Genomic DNA, 24,947 nt, shown 5'->3' on the forward strand with positions numbered 1-24,947 from the left:
TAGCTTCAATTGGCCTTGCGCAGGACATAGACCCGCCACATGGCATAGCCCGGCAAAAAATCCAGGGCTCGGTCGACCACGAAGCCGGCCTGGGCGACTTCCGCCTCGAACTGGCTGCGCTCGACGATGAATCGGTTCTGGTAACCGCCGCGGTCGCGGCCTTCGGCCTGGCGCCGACGTTCCAGTGCCTGGCGACGCCAGGCCTTGAAGTTGCCATCCACCCACAGCGACAGGATGACGCTGTCACGGGTCACCCGATGGAACTCCTGCAGCAGCGCCAGACGGTCCGCCGCTTCGCCCACGTGGTGAAACAAACGCATACAGAAAATACAATCTACAGAATTGTCGGACAAGTCGATAGCGAAAGCCGACGTCTGCAGCGTTTTGACCCGGGCCACGACCTCAGCGGGCTGCTGCGCACGGGCGGTGGCCAGCATGTTTTCCGAGTAATCGGCACCGATGATCAGACGATTGCGCTTCTCCGCCAGCAGCGGCCAGAAACGACCGGCACCACTGGGCAGATCCAGCACCAGATTGGGCTGGCCGGCGATGCTCAGGGCCTGCCGCGCCAGTTGCTGGTCGCGCCAGTTGGACAGGCGCCGGGCCAGACCGTCCTGATGCTTCAGGTAATACTGGCGGGCGTGGTCGGCGTCGTACTTTTGCGAAAAGGGCAGGTCGATGGGCGCTTTCACGGAGGCGGCTCCTGAGGGAGTGGAGAAGTGCCGCTACCCTATCCAGGCCGCTGTCAAACCCCGGTCAAGCCTTTGTGAAAATTCTGTAACGCTAGTCGGCTACCCTCTCGCTGCCAAGAGCGATATCGAAGCGGCACCCCCCTGCCGCGCTGTCGCCCAGGGTCACGCTCCAGCCCTGCAGCTGACAGATCCGCCGGACCAGCGACAGGCCCAGCCCCAGTCCCTCGCCACGGCCCTCGGCGCCACGGACAAAGGGCTGGAACATCGCCTCACGCTGCTCTTCGGGAATGCCAACGCCACTGTCTTCCACCACGAAACCCACAGCGCCGACCTGCAGGCTGATGTAGCCGCGTTCGGTGTAGTGCAGGGCATTGCGCAACAGATTGCTCATCACCGACCGCAAAAAGGGCTCGTGCCAGAGCACGCGCTCGGCCTCCGGCGCCACGCTCAGGCGCCATTGCAGCCCCTTGGCCTCCACCGCCGCCTGCCATTCCTGCGTCTGGCGCCGCGCCACCTCGGCCAGGGTGGCACGGGGTGCCTGGGTATCGCTGTCGCCCTGGTTGCGCGCCAGGGCCAGAAAGGTCTGCACCAGTTCCTGCATCTCCCGCGCCGCGCGCGTCATGCGCTCCAACGGGCCCTTCGCCCGAGGTGGCAGATCCGGCGTGGCCTCCAGCAATTCGCAGGACGAATTGATCACCATCAGCGGCGTGCGCAATTCATGACTGACGTCGCTGGTGAACAGCCGCTCGCGCGCCAGGGCGGCACGCAGGCGATTCAGGGCATCGTCGAAGGCGCCGGCCAGTTCGCCGACCTCGTCCTTGGCATAGTCCGGCGCCAGGGGCGGGGTCACATCAAGGATCTGGTCACGCCGCCGTACCTGGCGCGCCAGCCGCACCACCGGCGCGATCACCCGCCGTGCCAGGGCCCATCCCAGCAGCCAGGCCAGGGCCACGCTGATCAGGAACCCGATCAGCACCACCTTGTAGAGCAACCGCTCGCGCGCCTCGAAATCGCTCTGGTTCTGCAACAGGACGAAATGGTTGCCCTCCAGCTCGGCGACGTAGGCATAGAAGTACTGCTGGTCCTCCTCCACCTCGCTGAAGCCCGCCGGCAGATCGCGCAGGTGCGCGGGCAACTGCGCCACCTCGGCGAGGGGCACGAAATACAGACGCATGTCGGGATCCAGCACCGGCTGGCCGCCGCGTCTCATGTCGCGCTGGACCATGCGCTCCAGTTCGTTGTGCAGATCGGTGGAGATCAAGCGCTCCTCGACGGTGTGCACCACCGCGACGATACCCAGGGAAAAGACGCCACCCACCAGAAAGGTCATCAGCACGAAGGCGATGACGATCCGCCGCGACAGGCTCAGGTGATATTCCATGGCTAATCCTGCTCGACCAACTTGTAGCCCACCCCATGGATGGTGCGCAGCAGCGGCTGCGCGAAGGGCTTGTCGATCACCTGGCGCAACTGGTGGACGTGGCTGCGCAGGCTGTCGCTGTCGGGGTAGTCCTCGCCCCACACCGCCTCCTCCAGTACCTCGCGACGCACCACATGGGGCGACTTCTGCATCAGCAGGGCAAGGATCTTGAGACCGATGGGATTGAGCTTGAGCGACTTGCCGGCACGACTCACCTCCAGGGTGTCCAGGTCGTAGCTGAGATCGGCGACCTGCAGCTGGCGACGCCCGCCCCCCTTGGTCCGGCGCATCACCGCCTCGACGCGCGCGGCCAATTCCGACAGGGCGAAGGGTTTGACCAGGTAGTCGTCGGCGCCGGAGCGGAAGCCTTCCAGACGGTCATCGAGCTGATCGCGGGCGGTGAGCATGATCACCGGGGTGTCGCGGCGGGCATCCTGGCGCAGCCGCTGGCAGAGGGTGTAGCCGTCAATGCCGGGCAGCATGATGTCGAGGATGAGCAGATCGTAGTGCTCGGTCGCGGCGAGGTGCAGCCCCGACAGGCCATCCTGGGCGCAATCCACGCTGTAGCCCTTGAGACTGAGGTAGTCCAGCAGGTTGCTGAGGATGTCTTTGTTGTCTTCCACCACCAGGATACGCATGTCGCTGACCTCGTTGGCGAGCCACCCGGGGCCCGCACGCTTGCTGTTCGGCACAGAGCCTAACCGCGTCCGCCGGGCGCGACCAGCACCAGGCGGGCCGGAGACCGGCCATAAAAAAACCCCGGTGTCCGCGAGGAGCACCGGGGTTGGGCTCGGCCCGGGGGCCGGAGCGGTTCTTACATCATGCCGCCCATGCCACCCATGCCGCCCATGTCGGGCATGGCCGGGGCTGCGTCGTCTTTCGGCAGCTCAGCCACGATGGCTTCGGTGGTGATCAGCAGACCAGCGATGGAGGAAGCGGCCTGCAGCGCGCTGCGGGTCACCTTGGCCGGGTCGATGATGCCGAATTCCAGCATGTCGCCGTATTCGCCAGTGGCGGCGTTGTAGCCGTAGTTGCCGCTGCCCTGCTTGACCTTGTCCAGCACGACGGAGGCTTCGTCACCGGCGTTGGTCACGATCTGGCGCAGGGGAGCTTCAACAGCGCGACGCAGGATGTTGATACCGGCGTTCTGCTCTTCGTTGATGCCTTTCAGATCCTTCAGCGCGTCCAGGGCACGAACCAGAGCGACACCGCCGCCAGGCACCACGCCTTCTTCCACGGCAGCGCGGGTGGCGTGCAGGGCGTCTTCAACGCGAGCTTTCTTCTCTTTCATCTCGACTTCGGTGGCAGCGCCAACCTTGATCACGGCAACACCGCCGGCCAGCTTGGCCAGACGCTCTTGCAGCTTCTCTTTGTCGTAGTCGGAAGAGGTTTCTTCGACCTGGGCACGGATCTGCTTGATACGGGCCTGGATGTCGACCTCGACGCCAGCGCCGTCGATGACGGTGGTGTTTTCCTTGTTCAGGACCACACGCTTGGCTTGACCCAGGTGCTCCAGGGTGGTGCTTTCCAGGCTCAGGCCGACTTCTTCGGAGATGACGGTACCGCCGGTCAAGATGGCGATGTCCTGCAGCATGGCCTTGCGACGATCACCGAAGCCCGGCGCCTTGACGGCTGCGACCTTGACGATGCCGCGCATGTTGTTGACCACCAGAGTGGCCAGGGCTTCGCCTTCGACGTCTTCGGCAACGATCAGCAGCGGACGACCGGCCTTGGCAACGGATTCCAGCACCGGCAGCAGTTCGCGGATGTTGGAGATCTTCTTGTCGACCAGCAGCAGCAGCGGGCTGTCCAGCTCGGCCGACATGGTGTCGGGCTTGTTGATGAAGTAGGGCGACAGGTAGCCACGGTCGAACTGCATGCCTTCGACGACGGACAGTTCGTTTTCCAGGCCCGAGCCTTCTTCGACGGTGATGACGCCTTCTTTACCAACCTTCTCCATGGCTTCGGCGATGATGTTGCCGATGCTGTCGTCGGAGTTGGCGGAGATGGTGCCTACCTGGGCGATGGCCTTGCTGTCGGCGCAGGGCTTGGACAGGTTCTTCAGCTCGGCGACGACGGCGGCGGTGGCCTTGTCGATGCCGCGCTTCAGGTCCATCGGGTTCAGGCCGGCGGCCACGGACTTGAGGCCTTCGGTGACGATGGCCTGGGCCAGCACGGTGGCGGTGGTGGTGCCGTCGCCGGCCGCGTCGTTGGCCTTGGAGGCCACGTCTTTCACCAGCTGGGCGCCGATGTTCTCGATGCGATCCTTGAGCTCGATCTCCTTGGCGACGGACACGCCGTCCTTGGTGATCAGGGGAGCACCGAAGCTGCGCTCCAGCACCACGTTACGGCCTTTCGGGCCCAGGGTGGCCTTGACGGCGTCGGCCAGGGTGTTGACACCGGTCAGCAGCTTCTTGCGCGCGGAGTCACCGAATTTGACGTCTTTTGCAGCCATGTTCTGTTTCCTCTAAGAAATTCGAAAAGTGAGCGGGGATCAGCCTTCGATGACGGCCAGGATTTCGGACTCAGCCATCACCAGCAGTTCTTCGCCATCGACCTTGATGGCGTTGCTGCCGGAATAGGGACCGAAAACCACCTTGTCACCCACTTTCACCGCCGGAGCACGGACGTCGCCGTTGTCCAGTACGCGTCCAGTGCCTACGGCAACCACTTCACCGCGGTTCGGCTTTTCGGCAGCCGAGCCCGGCAGCACGATGCCGCCAGCGGATTTGGTCTCTTCTTCGCTGCGACGAATCACAACGCGATCATGCAGAGGACGAAGCGCCATTGTCGTATCTCCCAAAGTTCTAAGTGTTTCCAGCGCCGATGACTGCATCGGCAGTTTGTTTTTACCGGCTGCGCCGGGTGCGCCCCGTGCATGACAGGACGCGAAACCTGCTCGCCTTGCGGCGACAACCTTGCGGTGTCCGCTACATGAGGTTGTCGCCAGGCATTTCAAGGGCGACGGGCAAAATTTTTAGCGCTTTTGCTCGTCGCGGTGCACCACTTCACCCTCAATCACCTCGGGACGATGAGGTGCGCCCTGCCCAGGGCCCGGTTGGTAGCCCTGGGCACCGGGATTGCGCCGGGTCACCCGACCGATCACCGCGCCCAGCAGGGCCTTGCGGGTCACCGGCAAGAGGCAGATGAGCGCCAGGCCGTCACTGATGAAGCCCGGAAAGATCAGCAGGGCGCCGGCGATCGCCAGGGTCAGCCCCTGGATGACTTCCTGCTCGGGCATCTGCCCCTGAGCCAGGCGCATGCGGATGCGCCAGAGGGTGGTGAAGCCGGCGACGCGCAGCAGGGCGACGCCGACCAGAAAGCTCAGCAGCAGCAGGGCGAAGGTGGCGAGCACGCCGATTTCGCTGCCGATCTTGATGAGCACGGCCAGTTCCACAAAGGGGAACAGCAAGAAGAGTAAGGCGGTCACGCGCATCTCAGGTCCTTCACGGTGGAAACCGATTGAAAGACAGGAGATGGAGGCGGCCGAGCCGATTTCAAGGTGGCTGCCCGGCACCGGCTGGAAACGCGAAGGCCGCGAAAATCGCGGCCTTGACGGGTTGGCGGGCGCCTAGGGAAACATCGGGTTACCAGGAAACGCCGACACCGGCGGTGTACTCGGTCTGGTTGACGTTGCCCTCGGCTCCGCTGGTCAGCTCCTTGGACGCCTTGAGGTTCAGCGACGCCCAGTTGGTCACCTTGTATCTCAGGCCGACATCGCCATCGAAGGTGAGATTGGCGGTGTTGTCCAGCGGCCGGCCCAGTTCACCCGTGGTGAAGAACTGGATGGTCTGTCCATACAGATAGCGGTTGTAGTCCCACTTCATGCTCGCCGAGAGGAACTGGTCGGAGCCACCATCCGCGTACTGGTAGCGGTTGTGGTTGAGCAGGCCGGTAAGGGAGAAAGAGCCCAGCTCGTTGTCCCAGAACTGGTAACCGGGACCGGTACCCAGGGTGCGCTGCTTGGCCAGGTCCTGGATCCAGTCGCGCTTGTATTCGGCGCGGCCCTGCCAGAAGAATTTCTCGTCGAAGAAGCGATCCAGGGCGTACTGCAGGCCGTACTTGCTGGTCGAGACCACGTCGTCGGTCTTGTAGCGGTCGTAGCTGCCATTGGCGTTGTGCCGCCACATGCCGTGCCGGGCCTGGGTCTTGAAATCGATATCGTATTTTTCGCTGTCCTGGGACGAGCTGATGTAGTCCAGGCCGGCATCGATGTTGCCTTTCCAGGCGAAGTCGCGCAGGAAGGGCCGCGGCGGCACGATCTGGGTAATGCTCGCCAGGGGCACGGTCTGCTGGCCGTCGGTGGTGCTGACCACTACCTGGCCATCCTCGGCCGGCTTGAGGCTTTCCACGGGGAAATCGGGTTCGTACTTGCCGCGCTGGACGATCACGGGCTTGTCACGCTGCAAGGTCTTGATCTTGTCCCACGACAGGGGAATGTTGCCGCCGTATTCGGTCTGCAGGAGCAGCTTCTTGCTGTCGAGCAACTTGATGGTTCCGGTCAGACGATCGCCGTTCTTGAGCCAGACGGTGTCGGCATGGGCGAAGGAGGCGAGTGACAACAGCGCGAGCGAGGAGAGGAATCGAAAACGCATGGGCACCAGGACACCTTTGGGTGGACTTGGGTGGAAAGGTAACGAAACGAGAGGGCGCGATTATCCGGGTGCCAGAGGCCCGCGCAACCATTCCTGGGTAAAACTTAGGCAAGTTTCCGGAAATACTGCCCAAAGGTCGGACATCTTGGGAGAATGTGACAGCTCGACACGTTTCAGCACCACCGTAACCAAACTTTTCGGCACACTGGCACTCTCTCCCCGAGCAGCAGGGCGTCATGAGCGCATCCCCTCTCCCCGAACCCCGTCGCCAGGCCGTGTTTCTGGCGCTGGCCGCCATTCCCGCGGGGCGGGTGGTCAGCTATGGCCAGTTGGCGGAACTCGCCGGCCTGGGCCGCGGGGCGCGCTGGGTGGGCTGGGTACTGGGGCGTTTGCCGGAGGGCAGCGCCCTGCCCTGGCATCGGGTGATCGCCGCGGATGGTCGGCCGAGCCTGCCATCCGACAGCCCCTCTGGCCGGGAGCAACGCGAACGATTGCGGGCCGAGGGTGTGCCGTTGCACGAGGACCGGGTGGACATGCGTCGGTACCGGTGGAATCCAGCTGAGAGTGTCGAGTAGAGTGCGCGTTTTTTCCGAGCCCAAGGGCATGTTTGCACGTTTCTGGCGAGAAGCCGTCACCACCTACAAATCCAAGGCCTGCCTGGCCCTGCTGCTGCTGGGTTTCGCCGCGGGGCTGCCGGCCATGCTGGTGTTTTCCACCCTGTCGGTGTGGCTGCGCGAAGCGGGCGTGAGTCGCGAGACCATTGGCTACGCCAGCTGGATCGGCCTGGCCTATGCCTTCAAGTGGGTCTGGTCGCCCATGCTGGACCTCTGGAAGCTGCCCCTGATCGGCAAGCTCGGCCGCCGACGCTCCTGGCTGGTGCTGTCGCAGATCCTGGTGGGCCTGGGCCTGATCGGCATGGCGCTGTGCAATCCACAGCAGCACCTGGAGCAGTTGATCGCCCTGGCGGTGCTGGTGGCCTTCGCCTCGGCCACCCAGGACATCGCCGTGGATGCCTATCGCCTGGAGATCGCCGACGATGATCGCCAGGCCGCCCTCGCCGCCTGCTACATGACCGGTTATCGCATCGCCGCCCTGCTGGCCAGCGCCGGCGCGCTGTTTCTCGCCGAGGAGCTGGGCTCGTCCAAGCTCGACTACAGCCAGAGCGCCTGGGCCACCACCTACATGCTGTTCGCCCTGCTGGTGCTGCCCGGCCTGGTGACCAGCGTGCTGATTCGCGAACCCGAGCCGGTGGCGCCCATGGCCATGGCTGAATCGCGCTTCGGCTTCAATCACCAGCTGGTGGCGGTCGCCCTGCTGCTGGTGATGCTGATCTCCATCCCCGCCGCCATCAATGCGGCCATCGCCCAGGCCTGGCCGCGTGCCTTGCTCTACAGCCTGTTCATCGTCGGTTGCCTGTCGCCCTGGGGCCGCTATTGCTCCAAGCCGCTGAGCGATCTCATGCGGCGCATGCGCGAGCCCCTGCGGTTGCGCGACGCGGCCAATGCCGAGGAGCTGCCGCGCTTCGACTTCGTCCACCAGATGGTCTCGGTGATCCTGCTGATCGTGCTGATCGTGGCCGCCACCGGCGGCCTGTCGGCCCTGGCCGGCGGCTACTGGCCGCGCGGCCTGATGTACGGCCTGATCGTCTGGCTGTGCCTGACCGCGCCCGGGCGTCGGCTGATGGCACCGGTGCTCACGCCCATCACCGAATTCATCCAGCGCTACCAGTGGCAGGCGCTGCTGCTGCTCGGCCTGATCTCCACCTATCGGCTGTCCGACACGGTCATGGGGGTGATGGCCAGCGTCTTCTATATCGACGTGGGCTACAGCAAGGAAACCATCGCCGGGGTCAGCAAGATCTTCGGGGTGTTCATGACCCTGTTCGGCGCGGGCCTGGGCGGCGTGCTGATCACCCGGGTGGGGATCCTGCCGATCCTCTTCCTCGGCGGCGCCGCCTCGGCGCTGACCAACCTGCTGTTCGTGGTGATCGCCTCCACCGGCGCCAACGTGCCGCTGCTGATCGCCACCATCTGCGCCGACAACGTCAGTGGCGGCATGGCCACCTCGGCCTTTGTCGCCTATCTGTCGAGCCTGACCAACCTCAGATTCTCGGCCACCCAGTACGCCATGCTCAGCTCGCTGATGCTACTGTTGCCACGCCTGCTGGGTGGCTATTCGGGCGCCATGGTGGAGCACGTCGGCTACAGCTCGTTCTTCTCGCTGACCGCGCTGATGGGGGTGCCGACGCTGCTGCTGATCGCCGTGCTCTGGCTGCGCCAGCGGCGGACCGCGGTGCCGAGCGGTTCCTCCAGCGGCGGTCACTGAGGCGGCCGGCGGCCGCCCCATCCCGCTTCAGGCTTCGCCGCGCGCCGCGGCCGCAGCGCGTTCGTCACCCTTGTCGTCGAGCACCTTGACCACCCGGCTGGGCAGCGCGATGTCGATGCCCTCGGCACGCAGCCGATCGCGGATCTGCTCGTTGAAGGTGAACTGGGTGCCCCAGAAGTCACTGTTGGCGGTCCAGCAGCGTAGCGACACGGTGATGAAGGTGTCGCCCAGCCCGGCCACCACGATGGCGGGCGGCGGCGTTTCCAGCACCCGCGGATCCTTGGCCATATCGGCCAGCACCTGCTTGGCCTTCTGCAGATCGGCGTCGTAGCCGACCTTGACGTCGAAGACGATCTGTCGGGTCGGCTGGCGCGACTGGTTGGTGATGATGCCGTTGGACAGGTTGCCGTTGGGCACGGTGATGGTGCGGTTGTCGCCGGTACGCAGCACGGTGTGAAAGATCTGGATCGAATCCACGGTGCCCTGCACGCCCTGGGCCTCGATGTAGTCGCCGATCTTGAACGGCCGGAACAGCAGGATCAGCACCCCGCCGGCGAAGTTGGCCAGGCTGCCCTGCAGCGACAGGCCAATGGCCAGGCTGGCCGCGCCGAGGGCGGCGACGAAGGAGGTGGTGGCAATGCCGATCATGGAGGCGACGCTGATCACCAGCATGACCTTCAGACCGATGTTGACCAAGGTCACCACGAAGGTTTCCAGGGCCTGGTCCATGTGCCGTGCGGTGAACAGCGCGGCCAAGCGTCCGGTCAGGCGATTGATGACCCACCAGCCGATCCACAGGGTGATCAGGGCCAGCACCACGTTGCCGCAATACTGCAGAATGACCGGTAGCCAGGCCATGAAGGCCGTCAGCAGGTGATCGGTCTGGGCACTCAAATCCATCGTCTACCTCTCCACGCACAAGAAAAAGTCGGGCGCGACCTGAATGGCGGCGCCCTATGTGCGACGGACGGTAGACCGAGAGGTTCCGAAGACGGGCTCAGTCGCGGAAGTTGTCGAACTGCAGCGGCATGCCCAGGGATTGGCCGCGCAGCAGGGCGATGACCTCCTGCAATTCGTCGCGCTTCTTGCCGGTGACGCGCACCTGCTCGCCCTGGATGGCGGCCTGGACCTTGATCTTGCTGTCCTTGATCAGGGCGACGATCTTCTTCGCCAGCTCCTTGTCGATGCCCTCGCGCAGGGTGGTTTCCTGTTTCACGGTCTTGCCGGAGGCGTAGGCATCCTTGACCTCCAGGCACTGGACGTCGATCTTGCGCTTGGCCAGGTTGACCTTGAGGATCTCCAGCATCTGTTCGAGCTGGAAATCGGCATCGGCAGTCAGGGTGACGGTAAGGTCCTTGGCCTCGAAGCTGCCCTTGCCGCGCAGGTCGTACCGGCGCTCGAGCTCCTTCATGGCGTTGTCCACGGCGTTGGTGACTTCGTGCTTGTCCAGCTCCGATACGACGTCGAAGGAAGGCATGGATTTTCTCCTCGGTTGCGATGGGGCAGCCTTGACGCTGCAGCCTGACCGACCATTATAACGACTGGCCCTCTTCCTCAGGAATCCGACCATGCGCAAGGAATCGACACCGGAGTCACAGCTGTGAGCTGGCACGTACTGGGCGCCGGCAGTCTCGGCGGACTCTGGGCGGCGCGGTTGTTTCGCGGGGGCGAGCCGGTCCGGCTGATCCTGCGCGATCGCACGCGCCTGGCGCAGTACCGCGCGGGCGGCGGACTGCGCCTCAGCGAAGGCGACACCACCAGCCTCTATCCGCTGCCCGCCGAGACGCCCGAAGCCGGCAATCCGATCCGCCGACTGATCCTGGCCTGCAAGAGCTACGACGCCGAAGAGGCCATCGCCAGCGTCGCCGCGCGCCTGGAGCCGGAAGCCGAGATCCTGCTGCTGCAGAACGGCCTGGGGAGCCAGGACGCGGTGGCCGCCCGGGTACCGCGAGCGCGCTGCCTGAGAGCCAGCACCACCGAGGGCGCCTATCGCGAGACCGACTTCCATGTGGTGGCGGCCGGTGCCGGCCAGATCTGGATCGGCGACCAGCTCGGCAGCCATAACCCGCCGGCCTGGCTGAATACCCTCACCGAGCTGGGCTTTCCGGTGCGCTGGACCGACGACATCGACGCCCGGCTATGGCGCAAGCTGGCGATCAACTGCGCCATCAATCCGTTGACCGTGCTGCATGGCTGCCGCAACGGCGAACTGCGCCGGCATCTGCCGGAGGTGGCGGCGCTCTGCGACGAACTCACCGCTCTGCTGGAAGCCATGGGACTCGCCCCGGCGGCCCAGGGACTGCAGCAGGAGGTCGAGGCGGTGATCGCCGCCACCGCCCACAACCGCTCCTCGATGCTGCAGGACGTGGAGCGCGGCCAGCGTACCGAGGTGAGTTACCTGCTTGGCCATGCCCTGCCGATCGCCGGACGGCTGCGCCTGGCGGTGCCGCGCCTGACCGAGCTGCAGCAGCGCCTGCAGACCCGGCTCGCGGAGCGCGGATTGCCCGAGGACTAGCTGCGGGCTACCCTGCCCGCTTCCCTGTTGCCACGGCTGCGCCATGATCCTCGCCAAACGCCTGAAGAATCTCCCGGTCGGCCGCAAGTTGCTGGCCGCCCTGCTGGTGATGATGGTCGCGGTGTTGGTGGTGGCCAATGTGACCTTTATCAGCGCCGCCTACTGGATCTCCCAGGAAAGCGTGGCGCCCCAGGCGCTGCAGACCCTGGGCCGGCTGTTCGCCAGTCCGGTGCTCAGCCGTGAGGTGCTGGCCTCGCCAGCGGCGGCCGAGGTGCAATTGCGGCAACTGGACGGCTATGCGCCGCTGCGCCTGGCGGCGGTCTACGACAGCCAGGGTCAGCGCCTGGCCGAGTTGCACAACGGCGATCGGCTACAGGTGCCGGCGCGCTTCGAGGAGTTGCAGACCTGGCGCCTGCGGGAATTCCGCACCAACCTGCTGGTGGAGCTGCCGCGCCCCGAGGGCGCGCCGGGACACCTGCTGCTGGTGGCCAGCAGCGAACTGCCAGGCGCCTTCTATCGCGGCACCCTGACCGCCAGCCTGGCGATCCTGACCTTCAGCATCCTGCTCTGGCTGGTGGTGGCCCGGCAGATCAAGCGACTCATCACCCTGCCGATCCGCGAATTGGAAGAACTCTCGCGCCAGGTGACCCGCGAGGAAAACTATTCGCTACGCGCCAGCAAGGGTAGCGAGGACGAGCTGGGCCGTCTGGCGGAGTCCCTCAACACCATGCTCGGCCGCATCCAGGGTCGCGAGCAACAGCTCAAGCGCGCTCGCGACGATGCCCAGTACGCGGTGCTGCAGGCCCAGAGTCTGGCCGAGGAAACCCGCCGCTCCAACCGCAAACTGGAACTGGAAGTGCAGGTCCGCGGCAAGATCGAGAAGAAGCTCACCGGCTTCCAGAACTACCTCAACAGCATCATCGACTCCATGCCCTCGGCGCTGATCGCGGTGGACGAGCAGTTCTACGTCACCCAGTGGAACCAGGAAGCCACCCACCTCTCCGGCACCCAGTTGGACGAAGCCCTGAACCAGCCGGTGTTTCTCGCCTTTCCCTCGCTCAAGCCGTTCCTGCCGCAACTGAGTCGCACCGCCGAATTGCTGCGGGTGGAAAAGGTGGAGCGAGTGACCTGGGCGCTGACCGACACCCCACGTCACTACACCCTGACCTTCTACCCGCTGATGGGTGGCGCCGGGCGCGGCGTGGTGATCCGTATCGACGACATCACCCAGCGCCTGAACATGGAAGAGATGATGGTGCAGTCGGAAAAGATGCTCTCGGTGGGTGGCCTGGCGGCCGGCATGGCCCACGAGATCAACAATCCCTTGGGCGCCATCCTGCACAATGTGCAGAACATCCGCCGGCGCCTGTCGCCGGAGTTGCCGAAGAATCTCGAGCAGGCGGCCGAATCCGGCGTCGAGCTCAATGCGGTGAATTGCTACCTGGAGAGTCGGCAGATCCCGCGCCTGCTGGACGGCATCCACCAGGCCGGCAGTCGCGCGGCCAAGATCGTCAGCCACATGCTCGCCTTCAGCCGCCGCAGCAATCGCAAGATGGAAGCCAGCGAGCTGCCGCCGCTGATCGACCAGGCCATCGAGATCGCCGGCAACGACTTCGACCTGGCCGAGGGCTTCGACTTCCGCACCCTGTCGATCCTCCGCGAATTCGACCCGGCGCTGGGACCGGTGCCGGTGATCGCCAACGAGCTGGAACAGGTGCTGCTCAATCTGCTCAAGAACGCCGCCCAGGCCATCCACCTGCGCGACGACGAGGAAGAAGGCGAATACGGTCGCATCACCTTGCGCACCAAGCTACGCGGCGGCTGGGCGGAGATCCAGGTGGAAGACAATGGCATCGGCATCCCCGAAGACATCTGCAAACGCATCTTCGAGCCCTTCTTCACCACCAAGGAGGTGGGCCAGGGCACCGGCCTGGGCCTGTCGGTGTCGTACTTCATCATCACCAATAACCACAAGGGGCAGATGGAGGTGCACTCCACGCCCGGCGTAGGGACCTGCTTCACCCTGCGCCTGCCCCTCGTCCAGGCCGATTTCGAATCCGTCTAGGACCCAGCCAGGAGCCACGCCATGGGTTTTCGCCTCACCGAGATCTACACCCGCCAGGGCGACGCCGGCGATACCGGGCTCGCCGACGGCAGCCGAGTGCCCAAGGACCATCCGCGCATCGAGGCCATCGGTGCGGTGGACGAACTCAACAGTGCCCTGGGTCTGCTGCTCGCCGAACTGGCGGAGGACGCTCGCCTGGCCGAGGTGAGCGAGGCCCTGGCGCCCTGCCAGCACCGGTTGTTCGACCTTGGCGGCGAACTGGCCATGCCCAGCTATCGCGCCCTGCAGCCGGTGGAGATCCAACGCCTGGAAGGTGTTATCGATCGCTGGAACACCGAGCTGGGGCCGCTGGAGAATTTCATCCTGCCCGGCGGTTCCCGCGCCGTGGCCCAGGCCCATGTCTGCCGCACCCTGGCCCGTAGCGCCGAGCGGCGCTGCCGCAGCCTGCATGCGGTGGAATCCCTGGAAGGCCAGGGCCTGCCCTATCTCAATCGCCTGTCCGACCTGCTGTTCGTCGCCGCGCGCATCGTCGCCCGGCGCCAGGGGGTGAGCGAGGTGCTCTGGCAGGCCGCGCGGCCATGAGCGCGCCGGCCACGCCCGCCGCGCCACCCGCGCGTCGCCACGAGGGGCTGCTGGCCCTCTGGGACGGCCTCATCCTGATCCTGGTCTGCGTGAACCTGGCGCTGATCCTGTTCGACAGCCTCTATGCCCTGGGGCCACTCAACCAGGCCCTGGCCGCCGTGCTGCCCGGTTTCCACGCCTTCTACGGCGAACGCATCCACGCCCACTTCACCCGCATCGACCTGGTGTTCGTCGCCTTCTTCATCGCCGACGTACTGCTGGGCTGGCTGGTGGCGGTGGTCGAGCGCCGCCATGCGCGCTGGTACCACTATCCCTTCATCCACTGGTACGACGTGCTCGGCTGCATTCCCCTGGGCGGCTTCCGGCTGCTGCGGGCGCTACGCATCATCTCGCTGCTCCTGCGCCTGCAACGCCTGGGACTGATCGACATGCGCGGCTGGCGGCCCTATCGACTGTTCAACCACTACTACCAGCTGCTCATGGAGGACCTGTCGGATCGGGTGATGATCAAGATCTGCGGTGAACTGCAGGACGAGCTGAATACCCGCGACGACTTCTCCCAGAGCGTGATCGACCGCGTCATCCGCCCGCGCAAGCAACGGCTGATCGACGGCATGGCGCTGCGCATCCAGGCGATGGTGGAACAGGGCTACAGCCAGAATCGCGCTACCCTGGAACGGCTGGTGGGCGACGTGGTGCAGCGCGCCCTGGACGAGAACCCCGACCTGGCCCGCCTCAAGCGGCTGCCCATGGGCGAGCGCCTGGCCGACACCCTGGACGGGGTGCTTACCGATATCGTCAACGGCCTGGTACGGGAGGCGGCGGCCAGTCTGCGCACCCGCGACTTCCGCGCCCTGGCCAGTCGCCTGGCCGATCACGGCTTCGATCAGAGTCTGCCCAGCGGCGCCCAGGACAATGCCCTGGACGAGGTGCTGGTGGAGATCCTCGAAGTGTTCAAGCAGAAGGTCCTGCAGCGCCGGCTCGATCAGCTCGACGGCGAGCTCTGGCCGCAGGAATGGCAGCGCAGCGAGATCGATCCGATCAACGCGCCCCGGCGCTGATCTGCTGCTGCAGATTCTGCACCTGGGTCTGCAGGGTGGTGATGTTGCGGGTGGTCTGCAGGCGGAAGGCGTCGAATTCCTTGCTGTCCGGTCCGACCGGGCGGGCGTCCAGCTCGCTGCGCAGCACCAGCAGGTCCTGCTGCATCTCGCCCAGGGCCTGACTCTGGGCACTGGGTTTCTTCAAGGCGGCGATGTCCGCCTGCAGCGCCTTGTTCTGCGCGGTCAGGCTGGCGACCTGCTCGGCCAGGCTGCCGGTCTGCGCCAGGCCATTCTTCAGCGCCGCCTGTTCCTCGGCCAGGGCCTTCAGCCGGGTGTCCACCTCGCTACTGCCGGTCTGTACCGTCTGCACGGCGGTGGACAGATTCTGCAGGCGATTGTCCTGGGCCTGCTGGTTGTCGCTCACCCCCTGCTGCTGACGCGTGAGTTCGGCGACCTTGGTCTGCAGCGTCTTGACCTGCAGCAGCAAGGCCTCGCGGCTGGTGGTGCCGGAGGATTCGCTTTCCACCAGCTTGCCGGAGATGTCACGCAGCCGGCCTTGGGCATCCTCGCTGATGCGCGCGAAGTTCTCCTGGGTGGCCACCACCTGCTCCTGCATCAGCACCAGTTGCTGGTGACTCCACCAGGCGACGCCGGCCAGGGCCAGGGTCAGAGCGGCGATCAGCACCCACAGCGGCGCCGTGGAGGGGCCGCGCCGGACCGGGCGGGCATGAACGGCGGCAGGCTCGTGATAGACCTCGTCGGCCTCGACCGGCCGGCGACCAACGGGGCGACGGTCATCGCGCTCCGGTGTCAGGCTCGGGACGTTGTCCATTTCATCGAGAAGATCGTTGCGCATGGCAGACCTGTGAGCAGAGGCGAAAAGACGGAATGGCGGCCAGTATAACGGTCGTCACGGCCGACGCGGGGCAGTCGGCCGAAGCTTTCGTTGCGGGATCGTGCACCGAAACGCAGTCTGCGTCGACATCACTGCGCCATCACGACGCAGAATCAACCGCGGTAGCCCTACCAAGCCCCGTTGTTCCTGGCGCTAGCGCTCCTGGTACGTGATTTGCGTCACGACGAACCTCAAGCCAAACGGGAGGTGAGCATGGAATACAACAAGGCGTTCTTCGATTGCCTCGGCGCACTGCGTCGTCGACTGCGGCAGGAGCAAGGCATGGTGATTCGCTTCGACGAAGCCGAGGCGGTTCCGCGAATGCTGGCGGCCAGCCAGGCCTCGGACGATCCTGAGACCCGTGAACTCGGCGAGCGCCTGGCGAGGCTGAGCGGCTTGGTGCCGGTGGTGACCCCTCTGCCGTCCATGGCGGAGATGGCAGACTCGACCTATGTCAGCCAGGAATTTCTCGCGGCCACTCGCCGCTACACCGGCCCGCTGCGCGGCTGACGCCGAGCTGGACGATATTCCTCCAATGCTGTCCAGGAGGCGGCCTGCGGACGAAAGCCGAAGGCCTCCTGGGCGGCGCGGATGTCGAGGGTGAAGGGACTGTCGAGCAAGTCGGGCCAGCGAGCTTCCTGGCGCAGGGTACGCAGCCGCGCATAGAGCGCGCGTGGACTCAGGGTCTTCGCCTCGGTCACCGCCGGCAGCTCGAAGCGCCGCAGCAGGAAGTTGACCGCATCCCAGCACACCAGCGGCTGGCCGTCGCTGAGGTTGAACACCTTGCCACTAGCCGCCGCCGGCTGCTCCAGCAGCAGCGTCACCAGCGCCTGGCGCAGATTGCCGGCACTGGTGAAGTCCCAGCGATTGAGGCCGTTGCCGCGGCGCCCCAGTTGCTTGGCCTTGGCCTGCTCCAGCAGCCCGCGCGCCCAGTCGCGATCGGCCAGGCCGAGCACCTGGGCCGGCCGCAACACCGTGACCTGAGGGCCGAATTCACCGGCGGCCAGGGCCAGGCGCTCCAGTTGCAGACGGCGCTGGGCCTCACGGCCCTTGGGCTTGGCCGGCACCTGGTCTTCCTTGAGCGCCTCGCCACCCCGTTCATAGACACGGGCGGACGACACATAGACGAATTGCGCGACCTGCTGCTGCAGGGCGGCTTCGATCAGCACCTGGCCGTGGTCCAGATCGGCCGCGCTCGGCACGCCGGCCACGTCGGTGCAGTGGGCGATGGCGTCGATGTCGTCGCACAGCGCCAGCACCTGCGCGGGCTGGTCGAGCAAGGCGGGATGATAATCGGCGCCACGCTCGACCAGGGCATCCAGGGTCGCACCGGGACGGCCGTGCACCCGCACCAGTTGGCCGCGGTCGAGCAGATCGCAGGCCAGGCCCGCACCGAGCGCCTCGCTGGCGCCCGTGATCAAGATACGCATGTCGCTGGGATTCCCGAAGCTATCCGCGGTCGCCCGCGGCGACCCATCGGCCAGTGTAACCAAAGCTTTCGACAGCCGCCGCTAATCGCGCACCAGCCACTGACCGGCAACCTGTTCAAGGTGCCGGGTCAGGGCCTGCAAGGCGGCGCCACCGTTGCGCCAGTGGTGCCAGAACAGGGGGACGTCCACCCATTGGCCGGGCGCCAGATCCACCAGCTCGCCGCACGCCTGGGCGGCCGCGCTCTGGATATCCGGCAGGAGCCCCCAGCCGATACCGCCCAGGGTCATCTGCAGGAAGCCCTCGGCGGAAGGACAGAGGTGGTAGTCGAAGGGCTGGGTGACGCCGAGCTGCTCCAGATAGCGATGCTGTAAGCGGTCATCCGGGCCGAAGACGATGGCGGGCGCCCGCGCCAGGGCCTGGGGATCAGGCAACCCGGCCAATTGCCGCGTGCGGAATTCCGGGCTGGCCAGGGCCCGGTAGCGCATGGCACCCAGGGCGCTGACCCGCGCCCCGGCCAATGGCTGGCCGTTGGCGCAGAGACAGGCGGCCACTTCGCCGGCGCGCATGCGCCTGAGCACCACATCCTGATCCTCCACCACCAGATCCAGCAGTACACCCTGCGCCCTGACCCAGGGACCGACCGCCAGCGGCCACCAGTTGGCTAGGCTGTCGGCATTGAGGGCGATGCGCAGTCGCTGTGGCGCCTCCTCGGCCAACCCCGGCACCGCGCTGCCCAGATCGGCCTCCAGCAGCCGCACCTGCTGGATATGGCGCAGCAGGCGCAGACCCGGCGCCGTCGGCTGGGGCGGCGTTTCCCGGACCAGCACCGCCTGGCCGACCCGGGCTTCGAGCAGCTTGATGCGTTGGGACACCGCCGATTGCGACAGGCCCAACCGCCGCGCCGCCCGCTCGAAGCCGCCCTCTTCCACCACCACCGCCAGGGCTTCCAGCAATTTATAGTCGATCATCGATCTGGCTAATGCTGCATAAGGAATATTGGTTTTTCTTATACACCCAGACCCGGCAAGGTGGCAGCCATTCCAGGATGACAAGGCAAGCCCCCGCCATGAACAGCTACTTCACCGGCCTCTTGACCATGGCCAGTCTCATCATGGCGCTGGGCGCCCAGAACACCTATCTGCTGGCCCAGGGATTGCGCCGCGAGCACCATCTGGCCATTGCCGCCTTCTGCCTGACCTGCGATGTCATCCTGGTGGCCGCTGGCGTGCTGGGGCTGGCCGCGCTGATCCAGCACAGCCCGCTATTGGTGGTCATCCTGCGCTGGGGCGGCGCGGCCTTTCTCATCTGGTATGGCGCCCAGGCGCTGCGGCGGGCCTGGAAGCCGGCGGCAATGGGCAGTCTGGAGACCACGAGTCCGCGCAGCCGGCGCCAGGCGCTGCTCGCCGCCGCCGCCGTCTCCCTGCTCAACCCCCATGTCTATCTGGACACAGTGCTGCTAGTAGGCTCCCTGGGCAGCCAACAGGCCGCGCCCCTGGCCTATGTCTTCGGCGCGGCCACGGCCTCCATGCTGTGGTTCTTCGGTCTCGCCCTGGGCGCTGCCTGGGCCGCGCCCTATCTGGCCCGCCCGGGGGTGTGGCGGCTGATCGATCTGCTGGTGGCGCTGGTGATGTTCGCCGTCGCGGCGCAGTTGCTGGTCTCGACCTGAGGCTGGTCTTCGCCGGGCGAGCGCCCTAAGCTGCGGCTCTGCGTTTTCTGCCGAGAGTCCCTATGCCCTTCGCCCGCTCGCTCCGTAGTCAGAGCCTGCTCCTGTTTGGCGGCAGTCTGCTGCTGATGCTGCTGATCGCCCTGGCCGGCTTCGGCCTGCTCTCCCGCGAGCTGCACCGCTACCAGCACCTGATCGAAGGGCCGCTGGAGCGGCTGGTGGAGATCGACGACACCCACCTGACCTTCAAGATCCAGGTGCAGGAGTGGAAGAACTTTCTCCTGCGCGGTGGCGATGCCGCGACCGCAGAGCGCTATTGGCAGGCCTTTCTGACCCGCGAAGCGGAGGTCGACCAGCGCCTGCAACAGCTGGCCACCCGCGTCGACCCCGAATTGCAACCGCGGCTCCAGGCGCTGCGCGCCCAGCACGGGCGTCTGGGCGAGCGCTATCGCGCCGGCCATGCCGCCTATCTGGCCCATGACCGCGATCCGCGCCGCGGCGATGCCGAGGTTCGGGGTATCGACCGGGAGACCGCCGAGGGCTTCGCCGCCCTGGTAGACGACCTGCATGGCCGCACCGCCGCGCAGATCGCCGCCATCCGCGCCGAGGCCCAGCGCGACATCCTGCTCGCCGGCCTGGCCCTGCTGCTCTGTGGCGGCGGCCTGCTGTTCCTCGGGGTACGGCTGGTGGAGCGTCGACTGGTGGATCCACTGGTGGCCTGCGCCCGGCAACTGGGTCTGCTGGCCCGCGGACGTTTCGGCGAACGGCTGCCCGGCGGGCGCGATGACGAACTGGGCCGCCTGACCCTCAGCACCAATCTCCTGCGCGAGGCCGCCGTGCAGCACACCCACGACCTGCGCCACCAGGCCAACGAAGTCGGCGCCCTCAGCGCCCTGCTGGCCAGTCAGTTGCTGACCGAACCAGGTCAGCCAGCGCGCGAAATCGATCCGCAGGTACTTGAGGACGTCAGCCGCCGCCTCGCCGACATCGCCGGTGATCTGCAGGAGACCGCCAGCCAGTGGCAGGACTGAGGTGCGGCGCTAGAGCTGCGCCGGTACCTCGCGCCATTGCCCCGGTGCCAGGTCGTCCAGCGCCCAGGGACCGATGCGTACCCGCACCAGGCGCAGGGTCGGCAGACCCACTGCGGCGGTCATGCGCCGCACCTGGCGATTGCGGCCTTCGCGGATAGTCAGCTCGATCCAGGCGGTTGGCACGCTCTTGCGAAAGCGCACCGGCGGATCGCGCTCCCAGAGCACCGGTGGCTCGGCTAACAGGCGGGCTTCGGCCGGCAGCGTGAGGCCGTCATTGAGTTCGACGCCCTGGCGCAGGCGCTGCAGCTGCTCTTCTCCAGGTGTGCCCTCCACCTGGGCCCAGTAGGTCTTGGGCAGCTTGTGCCGGGGATCGGCGATGCGCGCCTGCAACTGGCCATCGTTGGTCAGCAGGAGCAGGCCTTCGCTGTCGCGATCCAGACGACCGGCGGGATAGACCCCTGGCACCGCGACGAAGGCCTTCAGGGTCGCGCGGCCGTCAGCGTCGGCGAATTGGGTGAGCACATCGAAGGGCTTGTTGAGCAGCAGCAGCCGCGGCGTGACCGGCGGCGCCTTGGCCTGGCGACGGGGACGCTGACCGGGGGTGGAACGGGTATTTCGCGACATGGGGATCGACGGCGGTTAGGGTAATCTGAATGGCCCAGTCTATTCGTCCGAGGTCCCATGCGCATCTTTCGTCCGCTGTGGCTGATCCACCTGCTCACCCTGGCCGGCTGCGCTTCGTCCGCCTACGAGGGTCCGCGCTCCGATCACTTCGACGGCGCGCGCTTCCACAACCTGGCGCCACGCGAGGACAAGAGTCTCTGGACGCTGCTGAAATGGCAGTTCACCCGCACCCGTCCCGAGTGGACCTGGCAGGACGGCCCAGCCGTGCCGACACGGCCGGCGACGCGGGTCGAGGGCGGTGAGTTGCGGGTGACCTTCGTCAACCACGCCACCCTGTTGATCCAGCACCAGGGCCTCAACATCCTCGCCGATCCGGTGTGGTCGGCGCGGGTCAGTCCCTTCAGCTTCATCGGGCCCCGGCGCCATCACGCGCCCGGCGTGGCCCTGGACGACCTGCCGCCGCTGGATCTGATCTTTGTCAGCCACAGTCACTACGATCATATGGATCTGGCGACCCTGAGGCGCCTGGCCGAGCGCGCGCCCCTGACACCGGTGGTGACGCCCCTCGGCAATGCCGAGCTGATCCGCCGCGAGACCGGCTTCGTCACGGTCAGCGAACTGGACTGGTGGCAGAGTCTGCCGCTCAAGGACGGCATACGCCTGCACCTGGTGCCGGGCCAGCACTGGTCGGCGCGCAGTCGCTTCGACACCAATCGCCGGCTGTGGGGTGGCTTCGTGCTGGAAGCGCCGAGCGGGCCGGTCTATTTCGCTGGCGATACCGGCTGGGGCCCGCACTTCGCGCAGATCCGCGAACGCCTCGGCGCACCGCGTTTCGCCGCGCTGCCCATTGGCGCCTATGAACCCCGCTGGTTCATGCAGGACAGCCACCTGAACCCCGACGATGCCGTACGCGCCCATCAGGCGCTGGGCGCTGCCAGCAGTCTGGGCATCCACTTCGGCACCTTTCCCCTGAGCGACGAAGGGCAGTTCGCCCCGCCCCGCGATCTGGCCCATGCCCGGACACTGCATGGGCTGGCGGACGAGGCATTCAGGACGCTGGCGCCGGGCGAGGTCTGGTCGGTGCCCTGAGGTCAGCCGCCGACCTTTGCTGTTTCGATCAAAGGCGGTAGAGAGGAAGCGCTGAGCCAATCCATCAGGGTGGCTCTCATACCGACTCCCCAATGCTGGTCATAGAGCATCCAGGCCCCGGTGACCACGATGGCCCAGAGAATGCTGAACAGCGAACCGACCAGAAAGTATTCGGCAAAGTCCCGCTGATCCAGCTCCTTGAAGCGAGCGACGGTCTTGAGCGCTATCACCGCCGCGAGGATTTCCCAGCTGTTGCTCAGCAGTCCCGCAGCCAACACCAGGCGTTCGAGCCAACCGATGAGGCGTCCCGCGGAAAAGGCGCCATCAGCGGATGAGTCTGGCACCCCCGGCCGTCGCATGCGGATGAGCATCCTGCGACACAAGACATTGCCGAGCTCGGTCAACAGGACCAAGGCCAAGAGCGTATAGGCCAGTGCATGCAATCCTTGCAGCAACCCGTTCACTGTTCAGCCTCCCTGCGATCCAGATCTGTCAGTACCTCCAGCACGGCGTTCCACTGTTGGCTATAGGCGTCAAAGTGACCGGAGGTACGTACCTTGTAGATGCTATGGACCGATACCTGACGCTGTTCTGCCAGCTCCGCGGGCGACTGTCCGCTCAAGAGTGCCGCGATATCGCTCAACTGACGTTGCGTCCAACCCTTCTCAATAACCGTCAAGCCAACCCCTAGCGCATCGAGGGCGATCTCCAGCAGTGGCTCCTGTGGCAGCGAGAAACCATAGCGGCAGAGCGCACGCTTGTCATTGAGCTTGTGCCGACTGCGGCTAAGGCCCGGCCCCATCATGTTCCAGGCCTGTTGCGGATTCACCGCCGTTTCTATCCGGGCCAGCCCCAGGACGAAGCGGCAGTCGATATCGCGCTGCAGGAGATCCAGCCTGATGTCACGCAACAGCCGAGCGCCGGCATTCAAGGAGGTCACCAGACCCTGAAATTCGTCTCCAAGGGTGATGGTCAGCGGTGACGCCAGGACGTCGGCATAACGCCTGTTGTGTTGCACTACCGCTTCATTGAAGGCTTTGTGTAACTGCGCAATATCGGCGGCGTGCTCGCTGTGCACCAAGTCGCCCATTACCACTGCGAGCGTTCTGGCGGTTTTTACCTGCTTTGGGGTCATTTTTCTTGATGTAACTAGAAAAGGGTCAATAAGCTCTTTTTACCCAAAAATGGTATGACTCGCCTAGCGCTAACTATCACCAGTAACCAGCAGGCAAGAGACAAAGGCAGCCAGAGCTTTTGAGGACACCCTCAACGCCTCGCCGCTTCCGCCCGTTGATTCTGGTTACTCCACCAGCCCCTTGTCCCAGAGCCGCACCAGTTCGCTGGGCGCCCGGTCCTCGGGGATCAGCAGGGTCAACTCGTCTTCCTGCTCGGCGGGTTGCGGGCGAAAGCGCAGCTCCACCTTGAAATAGCGTTGATCGCCGCGCCCGACCTGGGTCGGTTCGCCGGATTCCGGCAGACAGCGTTCCAACACCGAGCAGATGCGCCCGCGCTGGGCGCTATCGTATTGGCCGAATTCGATCTCCCGCGGTTTGCTCAGCGCATGCAAGGGCGCGAAGCCGCCCTGGCGCGAGAGCCGTACCACGGTGTCCTTGCCCAGCGGGGGAAGTTCGCGCATTGCCCTGTTCCTCTAGCTAAGGGTGACGCCAACGCCGGCCCAGGCTTCCTCGACGGCGCGAACCTCGGCCGACTCGGCACCGAAGCGGCGACCGGCATTGGAGACGGTCAAGCGGGCGAAGGCGGCGAAATCCGCATCGTTGGCCAGGCGGCTGTCGCAGAGGGTGTCGTACCAGATCGGCCCGGCCTTTTCCCAGGCATGACCACCCAGAGCCAGCGCCGCCAGGTAGAAGGCCCGATTGGGAATGCCCGAGTTGAGGTGGACGCCGCCGTTGTCTTCGCGGGTCTCGATGTAGTCGTGCATATGCCCGGGCTGGGGATCCTTGCCCAGGGTCGGATCGTCGTAGGCGGTGCCCGGCTCGGCCATGGACCTCAGGCCCTTGCCATTGATCTTTTGGGTGAGCAGCCCGGCGCCGATGATCCAGTCCGCCTCGGCGGCGGTCTGCTTGAGCTCATACTGCTTGACCAGGATGCCGAAGACATCGGACACCGACTCGTTGAGCGCACCGGACTGGTTGAAGTACACCAGCCCCGCCTCGCTCTCGGTGACGCCATGCACCAGTTCGTGGGCGATGACGTCGAGGGCGATGGTGAAACGGTTGAAGATCTCGCCGTCACCGTCGCCGAACACCATTTGCTCGCCGTTCCAGAAGGCGTTCTGGTATTCCTGGCCATAGTGGACGGTGCCGGCGAGCGGCAGGCCCTGGCCATCGATGGAGTTGCGGCCGAAGACCTCGTTGAAGAATTTGAAGGTGGCGCCCAGGTAATCATAGGCCTCGTCCACCGCTACGTCGCTCAGCGGCGGCTGCCCCTCCTGGCGCACCAGCCGCCCGGGCAGCTGCATGGCATTGCCGGCATCGAAGATGCTGCGCTGCGGACTGGCGTCATCGGTGCGCGGCAGGGCCCCGACCGGGGCCTGGCGCACCCCGGGGCGACCGGGATTGTGCAGCAGGCTCTGGACATGACTCAGGGTGGTCAGGGCGCAGGAACGCTGGTGTTCGTCGCCATGATCGATGATGCGGCCAAGAATGTAGGGGGGAATCACCCCCTGGATGGTGCCCGGGTTACGAGACATGCGCGCCCTCCTCCTCTGGGGGACAAAGGTCCCCGATCACCGCAGCGTGCGGTCCTGCTGATTGGACCACGAAACGACCAGACGACTCCCGCCTCTTCACCCGGAGGCAGGCTTCTGGTACAAAGGCACCCCACGCGGGCGTCGTATAATGGCATTACCTGAGCTTCCCAAGCTCATGACGAGGGTTCGATTCCCTTCGCCCGCTCCAACTCTTGCGCAAGTCCTTGAATACATAGGACTTTTCGCGCCTAAAGAGCGAAGTGCAGCGTA

General features: G+C 65.7%; 27 protein-coding genes and 1 tRNA gene. 11 read left to right on the forward strand and 17 right to left on the reverse strand.

The annotated features are described in order from the left end of the window. Positions 1–5: 5 nt before the first annotated feature. The 7 genes from BMZ43_RS12190 to BMZ43_RS12220 form a co-directional block, all read right to left on the reverse strand. Positions 6–692, reverse strand: coding sequence for a class I SAM-dependent methyltransferase (locus BMZ43_RS12190; RefSeq protein ID WP_093253914.1), 687 nt, complete (start codon positions 690–692; stop codon positions 6–8). Positions 693–783: 91 nt separating this feature from the next. Beyond that, positions 784–2,073 (reverse strand): sensor histidine kinase, encoded by a 1,290-nt coding sequence (locus BMZ43_RS12195; protein WP_093253917.1) that lies wholly within the window; start codon positions 2,071–2,073, stop codon positions 784–786. A 2-nt stretch (positions 2,074–2,075) separates the two neighbouring features. After that, positions 2,076–2,750: a response regulator transcription factor gene (locus BMZ43_RS12200; RefSeq protein ID WP_017640088.1), complete on the reverse strand. Its 675-nt coding sequence runs from the start codon at positions 2,748–2,750 to the stop codon at positions 2,076–2,078. Positions 2,751–2,926: 176 nt separating this feature from the next. Continuing rightward, a complete protein-coding gene (groL, locus tag BMZ43_RS12205) occupies positions 2,927–4,567 on the reverse strand; it encodes a chaperonin GroEL (RefSeq protein ID WP_017640087.1) in 1,641 nt (546 codons plus the stop codon). Positions 4,568–4,606: 39 nt separating this feature from the next. Then, on the reverse strand, positions 4,607–4,900 hold the full coding sequence (locus tag BMZ43_RS12210; protein ID WP_007161933.1) for a co-chaperone GroES: 294 nt from the start codon (positions 4,898–4,900) through the stop codon (positions 4,607–4,609). 189 nt (positions 4,901–5,089) lie between these two features. Then, complete coding sequence (locus BMZ43_RS12215) at positions 5,090–5,548, reverse strand: FxsA family protein (RefSeq protein WP_017640085.1); 459 nt, start codon at positions 5,546–5,548, stop codon at positions 5,090–5,092. Positions 5,549–5,699: 151 nt separating this feature from the next. Continuing rightward, positions 5,700–6,707, reverse strand: coding sequence for a DUF481 domain-containing protein (locus BMZ43_RS12220; RefSeq protein WP_017640084.1), 1,008 nt, complete (start codon positions 6,705–6,707; stop codon positions 5,700–5,702). A 236-nt stretch (positions 6,708–6,943) separates the two neighbouring features. Between BMZ43_RS12220 and BMZ43_RS12225 the strand changes: the two genes are divergently transcribed. Both BMZ43_RS12225 and BMZ43_RS12230 read left to right on the forward strand, forming a co-directional pair. Beyond that, a complete protein-coding gene (locus tag BMZ43_RS12225; RefSeq protein WP_064307380.1) occupies positions 6,944–7,282 on the forward strand; it encodes an MGMT family protein in 339 nt (112 codons plus the stop codon). A 28-nt stretch (positions 7,283–7,310) separates the two neighbouring features. Next, entirely contained in the window at positions 7,311–9,032 is a 1,722-nt protein-coding gene (locus BMZ43_RS12230; RefSeq protein WP_017640082.1) for an AmpG family muropeptide MFS transporter, read from the forward strand. A gap of 27 nt (positions 9,033–9,059) precedes the next feature. Here the strand turns inward: BMZ43_RS12230 and BMZ43_RS12235 are convergent, their stop codons facing one another. Beyond that, a complete protein-coding gene (locus tag BMZ43_RS12235) occupies positions 9,060–9,932 on the reverse strand; it encodes a mechanosensitive ion channel family protein (RefSeq protein ID WP_017640081.1) in 873 nt (290 codons plus the stop codon). A gap of 97 nt (positions 9,933–10,029) precedes the next feature. After that, a complete protein-coding gene (locus tag BMZ43_RS12240) occupies positions 10,030–10,509 on the reverse strand; it encodes a YajQ family cyclic di-GMP-binding protein (RefSeq protein WP_017640080.1) in 480 nt (159 codons plus the stop codon). Positions 10,510–10,632: 123 nt separating this feature from the next. Here BMZ43_RS12240 and BMZ43_RS12245 point away from each other — a divergent pair, with 123 nt between their 5' ends. Genes BMZ43_RS12245 through BMZ43_RS12260 form a run of 4 tightly spaced genes read left to right on the forward strand, consistent with a single transcriptional unit; the run spans position 10,633 to position 15,255 of the window. Beyond that, positions 10,633–11,547, forward strand: coding sequence for a putative 2-dehydropantoate 2-reductase (locus BMZ43_RS12245; protein ID WP_093253919.1), 915 nt, complete (start codon positions 10,633–10,635; stop codon positions 11,545–11,547). A 43-nt stretch (positions 11,548–11,590) separates the two neighbouring features. Then, positions 11,591–13,612, forward strand: a complete 2,022-nt coding sequence (locus BMZ43_RS12250; RefSeq protein WP_064307382.1) for a sensor histidine kinase — start codon at positions 11,591–11,593, stop codon at positions 13,610–13,612. A 21-nt stretch (positions 13,613–13,633) separates the two neighbouring features. Further along, positions 13,634–14,194, forward strand: a complete 561-nt coding sequence (locus BMZ43_RS12255) for a cob(I)yrinic acid a,c-diamide adenosyltransferase (protein ID WP_093253921.1) — start codon at positions 13,634–13,636, stop codon at positions 14,192–14,194. Beyond that, positions 14,191–15,255 carry a hypothetical protein gene (locus tag BMZ43_RS12260; protein ID WP_068383035.1) on the forward strand — a complete coding sequence of 355 codons (1,065 nt, stop codon included), beginning with the start codon at positions 14,191–14,193 and terminating at the stop codon, positions 15,253–15,255. Before BMZ43_RS12255 ends, BMZ43_RS12260 begins: the two co-directional genes overlap by 4 nt. Here the strand turns inward: BMZ43_RS12260 and BMZ43_RS12265 are convergent. Further along, positions 15,236–16,090, reverse strand: a complete 855-nt coding sequence (locus BMZ43_RS12265; RefSeq protein WP_093253924.1) for an ATPase — start codon at positions 16,088–16,090, stop codon at positions 15,236–15,238. The genes BMZ43_RS12260 and BMZ43_RS12265 overlap by 20 nt on opposite strands. Positions 16,091–16,342: 252 nt before the next feature. Between BMZ43_RS12265 and BMZ43_RS12270 the strand changes: the two genes are divergently transcribed. Continuing rightward, positions 16,343–16,639 carry a hypothetical protein gene (locus tag BMZ43_RS12270; protein ID WP_093253925.1) on the forward strand — a complete coding sequence of 99 codons (297 nt, stop codon included), beginning with the start codon at positions 16,343–16,345 and terminating at the stop codon, positions 16,637–16,639. Here the strand turns inward: BMZ43_RS12270 and BMZ43_RS12275 are convergent. Both BMZ43_RS12275 and BMZ43_RS12280 read right to left on the reverse strand, forming a co-directional pair. Next, complete coding sequence (locus BMZ43_RS12275) at positions 16,615–17,559, reverse strand: NAD-dependent epimerase/dehydratase family protein (RefSeq protein WP_093253928.1); 945 nt, start codon at positions 17,557–17,559, stop codon at positions 16,615–16,617. The two genes, BMZ43_RS12270 and BMZ43_RS12275, sit on opposite strands and share 25 nt — an antisense overlap. Before the next feature lie 81 nt (positions 17,560–17,640). Beyond that, positions 17,641–18,528, reverse strand: a complete 888-nt coding sequence (locus tag BMZ43_RS12280) for a LysR family transcriptional regulator ArgP (RefSeq protein WP_068383029.1) — start codon at positions 18,526–18,528, stop codon at positions 17,641–17,643. A 98-nt stretch (positions 18,529–18,626) separates the two neighbouring features. Here BMZ43_RS12280 and BMZ43_RS12285 point away from each other — a divergent pair, with 98 nt between their 5' ends. Both BMZ43_RS12285 and BMZ43_RS12290 read left to right on the forward strand, forming a co-directional pair. Then, positions 18,627–19,226, forward strand: a complete 600-nt coding sequence (locus tag BMZ43_RS12285; RefSeq protein ID WP_068383027.1) for a LysE/ArgO family amino acid transporter — start codon at positions 18,627–18,629, stop codon at positions 19,224–19,226. Between the two features lie 62 nt (positions 19,227–19,288). Then, a complete protein-coding gene (locus BMZ43_RS12290; RefSeq protein WP_093253930.1) occupies positions 19,289–20,254 on the forward strand; it encodes a methyl-accepting chemotaxis protein in 966 nt (321 codons plus the stop codon). Positions 20,255–20,263: 9 nt separating this feature from the next. Here BMZ43_RS12290 and BMZ43_RS12295 read toward each other — a convergent pair whose 3' ends face one another. After that, positions 20,264–20,878 (reverse strand): pseudouridine synthase, encoded by a 615-nt coding sequence (locus BMZ43_RS12295; protein WP_017640069.1) that lies wholly within the window; start codon positions 20,876–20,878, stop codon positions 20,264–20,266. 57 nt (positions 20,879–20,935) lie between these two features. Between BMZ43_RS12295 and BMZ43_RS12300 the strand changes: the two genes are divergently transcribed. Then, a complete protein-coding gene (locus tag BMZ43_RS12300) occupies positions 20,936–21,967 on the forward strand; it encodes an MBL fold metallo-hydrolase (RefSeq protein WP_017640068.1) in 1,032 nt (343 codons plus the stop codon). Between the two features lie 2 nt (positions 21,968–21,969). Here the strand turns inward: BMZ43_RS12300 and BMZ43_RS12305 are convergent, their stop codons facing one another. The 4 genes from BMZ43_RS12305 to BMZ43_RS12320 form a co-directional block, all read right to left on the reverse strand. Continuing rightward, the gene (locus tag BMZ43_RS12305) at positions 21,970–22,431 is read right to left on the reverse strand and encodes a hypothetical protein (RefSeq protein ID WP_093253933.1); all 462 of its coding nucleotides are present in this window, start codon (positions 22,429–22,431) and stop codon (positions 21,970–21,972) included. Beyond that, positions 22,428–23,102 carry a SatD family protein gene (locus BMZ43_RS12310; RefSeq protein WP_256562933.1) on the reverse strand — a complete coding sequence of 225 codons (675 nt, stop codon included), beginning with the start codon at positions 23,100–23,102 and terminating at the stop codon, positions 22,428–22,430. Before BMZ43_RS12310 ends, BMZ43_RS12305 begins: the two co-directional genes overlap by 4 nt. A 165-nt stretch (positions 23,103–23,267) precedes the next feature. Further along, complete coding sequence (locus BMZ43_RS12315) at positions 23,268–23,603, reverse strand: protealysin inhibitor emfourin (protein WP_017640065.1); 336 nt, start codon at positions 23,601–23,603, stop codon at positions 23,268–23,270. A gap of 12 nt (positions 23,604–23,615) precedes the next feature. Further along, a complete protein-coding gene (locus tag BMZ43_RS12320; RefSeq protein ID WP_093253935.1) occupies positions 23,616–24,677 on the reverse strand; it encodes a M4 family metallopeptidase in 1,062 nt (353 codons plus the stop codon). Between the two features lie 134 nt (positions 24,678–24,811). On the opposite strand from BMZ43_RS12320, the gene BMZ43_RS12325 reads away from it, so the two are divergent. Then, positions 24,812–24,885, forward strand: a tRNA-Gly gene (locus BMZ43_RS12325). The last annotated feature ends 62 nt before the right edge of the window (positions 24,886–24,947 follow it).

Source organism: Pseudomonas sp. Snoq117.2 (genome assembly GCF_900110545.1).
Lineage (GTDB): Bacteria > Pseudomonadota > Gammaproteobacteria > Pseudomonadales > Pseudomonadaceae > Chryseomonas > Chryseomonas benzopyrenica.

Bases quoted from the DNA above. Each gene is read 5' to 3' on its own strand.
- BMZ43_RS12235 (WP_017640081.1), bottom strand. From the start codon at position 9,932: ATGGATTTGAGTGCCCAGACCGATCACCTGCTGACGGCCTTCATGGCC.
- groL (WP_017640087.1), bottom strand. From the start codon at position 4,567: ATGGCTGCAAAAGACGTCAAATTCGGTGACTCCGCGCGCAAGAAGCTG.
- BMZ43_RS12215 (WP_017640085.1), bottom strand. From the start codon at position 5,548: ATGCGCGTGACCGCCTTACTCTTCTTGCTGTTCCCCTTTGTGGAACTG.
- BMZ43_RS12320 (WP_093253935.1), bottom strand. From the start codon at position 24,677: ATGTCTCGTAACCCGGGCACCATCCAGGGGGTGATTCCCCCCTACATT.
- BMZ43_RS12260 (WP_068383035.1), top strand. From the start codon at position 14,191: ATGAGCGCGCCGGCCACGCCCGCCGCGCCACCCGCGCGTCGCCACGAG.
- BMZ43_RS12200 (WP_017640088.1), bottom strand. From the start codon at position 2,750: ATGCGTATCCTGGTGGTGGAAGACAACAAAGACATCCTCAGCAACCTG.
- BMZ43_RS12240 (WP_017640080.1), bottom strand. From the start codon at position 10,509: ATGCCTTCCTTCGACGTCGTATCGGAGCTGGACAAGCACGAAGTCACC.
- BMZ43_RS12290 (WP_093253930.1), top strand. From the start codon at position 19,289: ATGCCCTTCGCCCGCTCGCTCCGTAGTCAGAGCCTGCTCCTGTTTGGC.
- BMZ43_RS12310 (WP_256562933.1), bottom strand. From the start codon at position 23,102: ATGACCCCAAAGCAGGTAAAAACCGCCAGAACGCTCGCAGTGGTAATG.
- BMZ43_RS12315 (WP_017640065.1), bottom strand. From the start codon at position 23,603: ATGCGCGAACTTCCCCCGCTGGGCAAGGACACCGTGGTACGGCTCTCG.
- BMZ43_RS12295 (WP_017640069.1), bottom strand. From the start codon at position 20,878: ATGTCGCGAAATACCCGTTCCACCCCCGGTCAGCGTCCCCGTCGCCAG.
- BMZ43_RS12300 (WP_017640068.1), top strand. From the start codon at position 20,936: ATGCGCATCTTTCGTCCGCTGTGGCTGATCCACCTGCTCACCCTGGCC.
- BMZ43_RS12280 (WP_068383029.1), bottom strand. From the start codon at position 18,528: ATGATCGACTATAAATTGCTGGAAGCCCTGGCGGTGGTGGTGGAAGAG.
- BMZ43_RS12250 (WP_064307382.1), top strand. From the start codon at position 11,591: ATGATCCTCGCCAAACGCCTGAAGAATCTCCCGGTCGGCCGCAAGTTG.
- BMZ43_RS12225 (WP_064307380.1), top strand. From the start codon at position 6,944: ATGAGCGCATCCCCTCTCCCCGAACCCCGTCGCCAGGCCGTGTTTCTG.
- BMZ43_RS12285 (WP_068383027.1), top strand. From the start codon at position 18,627: ATGAACAGCTACTTCACCGGCCTCTTGACCATGGCCAGTCTCATCATG.
- BMZ43_RS12230 (WP_017640082.1), top strand. From the start codon at position 7,311: ATGTTTGCACGTTTCTGGCGAGAAGCCGTCACCACCTACAAATCCAAG.
- BMZ43_RS12275 (WP_093253928.1), bottom strand. From the start codon at position 17,559: ATGCGTATCTTGATCACGGGCGCCAGCGAGGCGCTCGGTGCGGGCCTG.
- BMZ43_RS12210 (WP_007161933.1), bottom strand. From the start codon at position 4,900: ATGGCGCTTCGTCCTCTGCATGATCGCGTTGTGATTCGTCGCAGCGAA.
- BMZ43_RS12195 (WP_093253917.1), bottom strand. From the start codon at position 2,073: ATGGAATATCACCTGAGCCTGTCGCGGCGGATCGTCATCGCCTTCGTG.
- BMZ43_RS12220 (WP_017640084.1), bottom strand. From the start codon at position 6,707: ATGCGTTTTCGATTCCTCTCCTCGCTCGCGCTGTTGTCACTCGCCTCC.
- BMZ43_RS12265 (WP_093253924.1), bottom strand. From the start codon at position 16,090: ATGCGCAACGATCTTCTCGATGAAATGGACAACGTCCCGAGCCTGACA.
- BMZ43_RS12270 (WP_093253925.1), top strand. From the start codon at position 16,343: ATGGAATACAACAAGGCGTTCTTCGATTGCCTCGGCGCACTGCGTCGT.
- BMZ43_RS12255 (WP_093253921.1), top strand. From the start codon at position 13,634: ATGGGTTTTCGCCTCACCGAGATCTACACCCGCCAGGGCGACGCCGGC.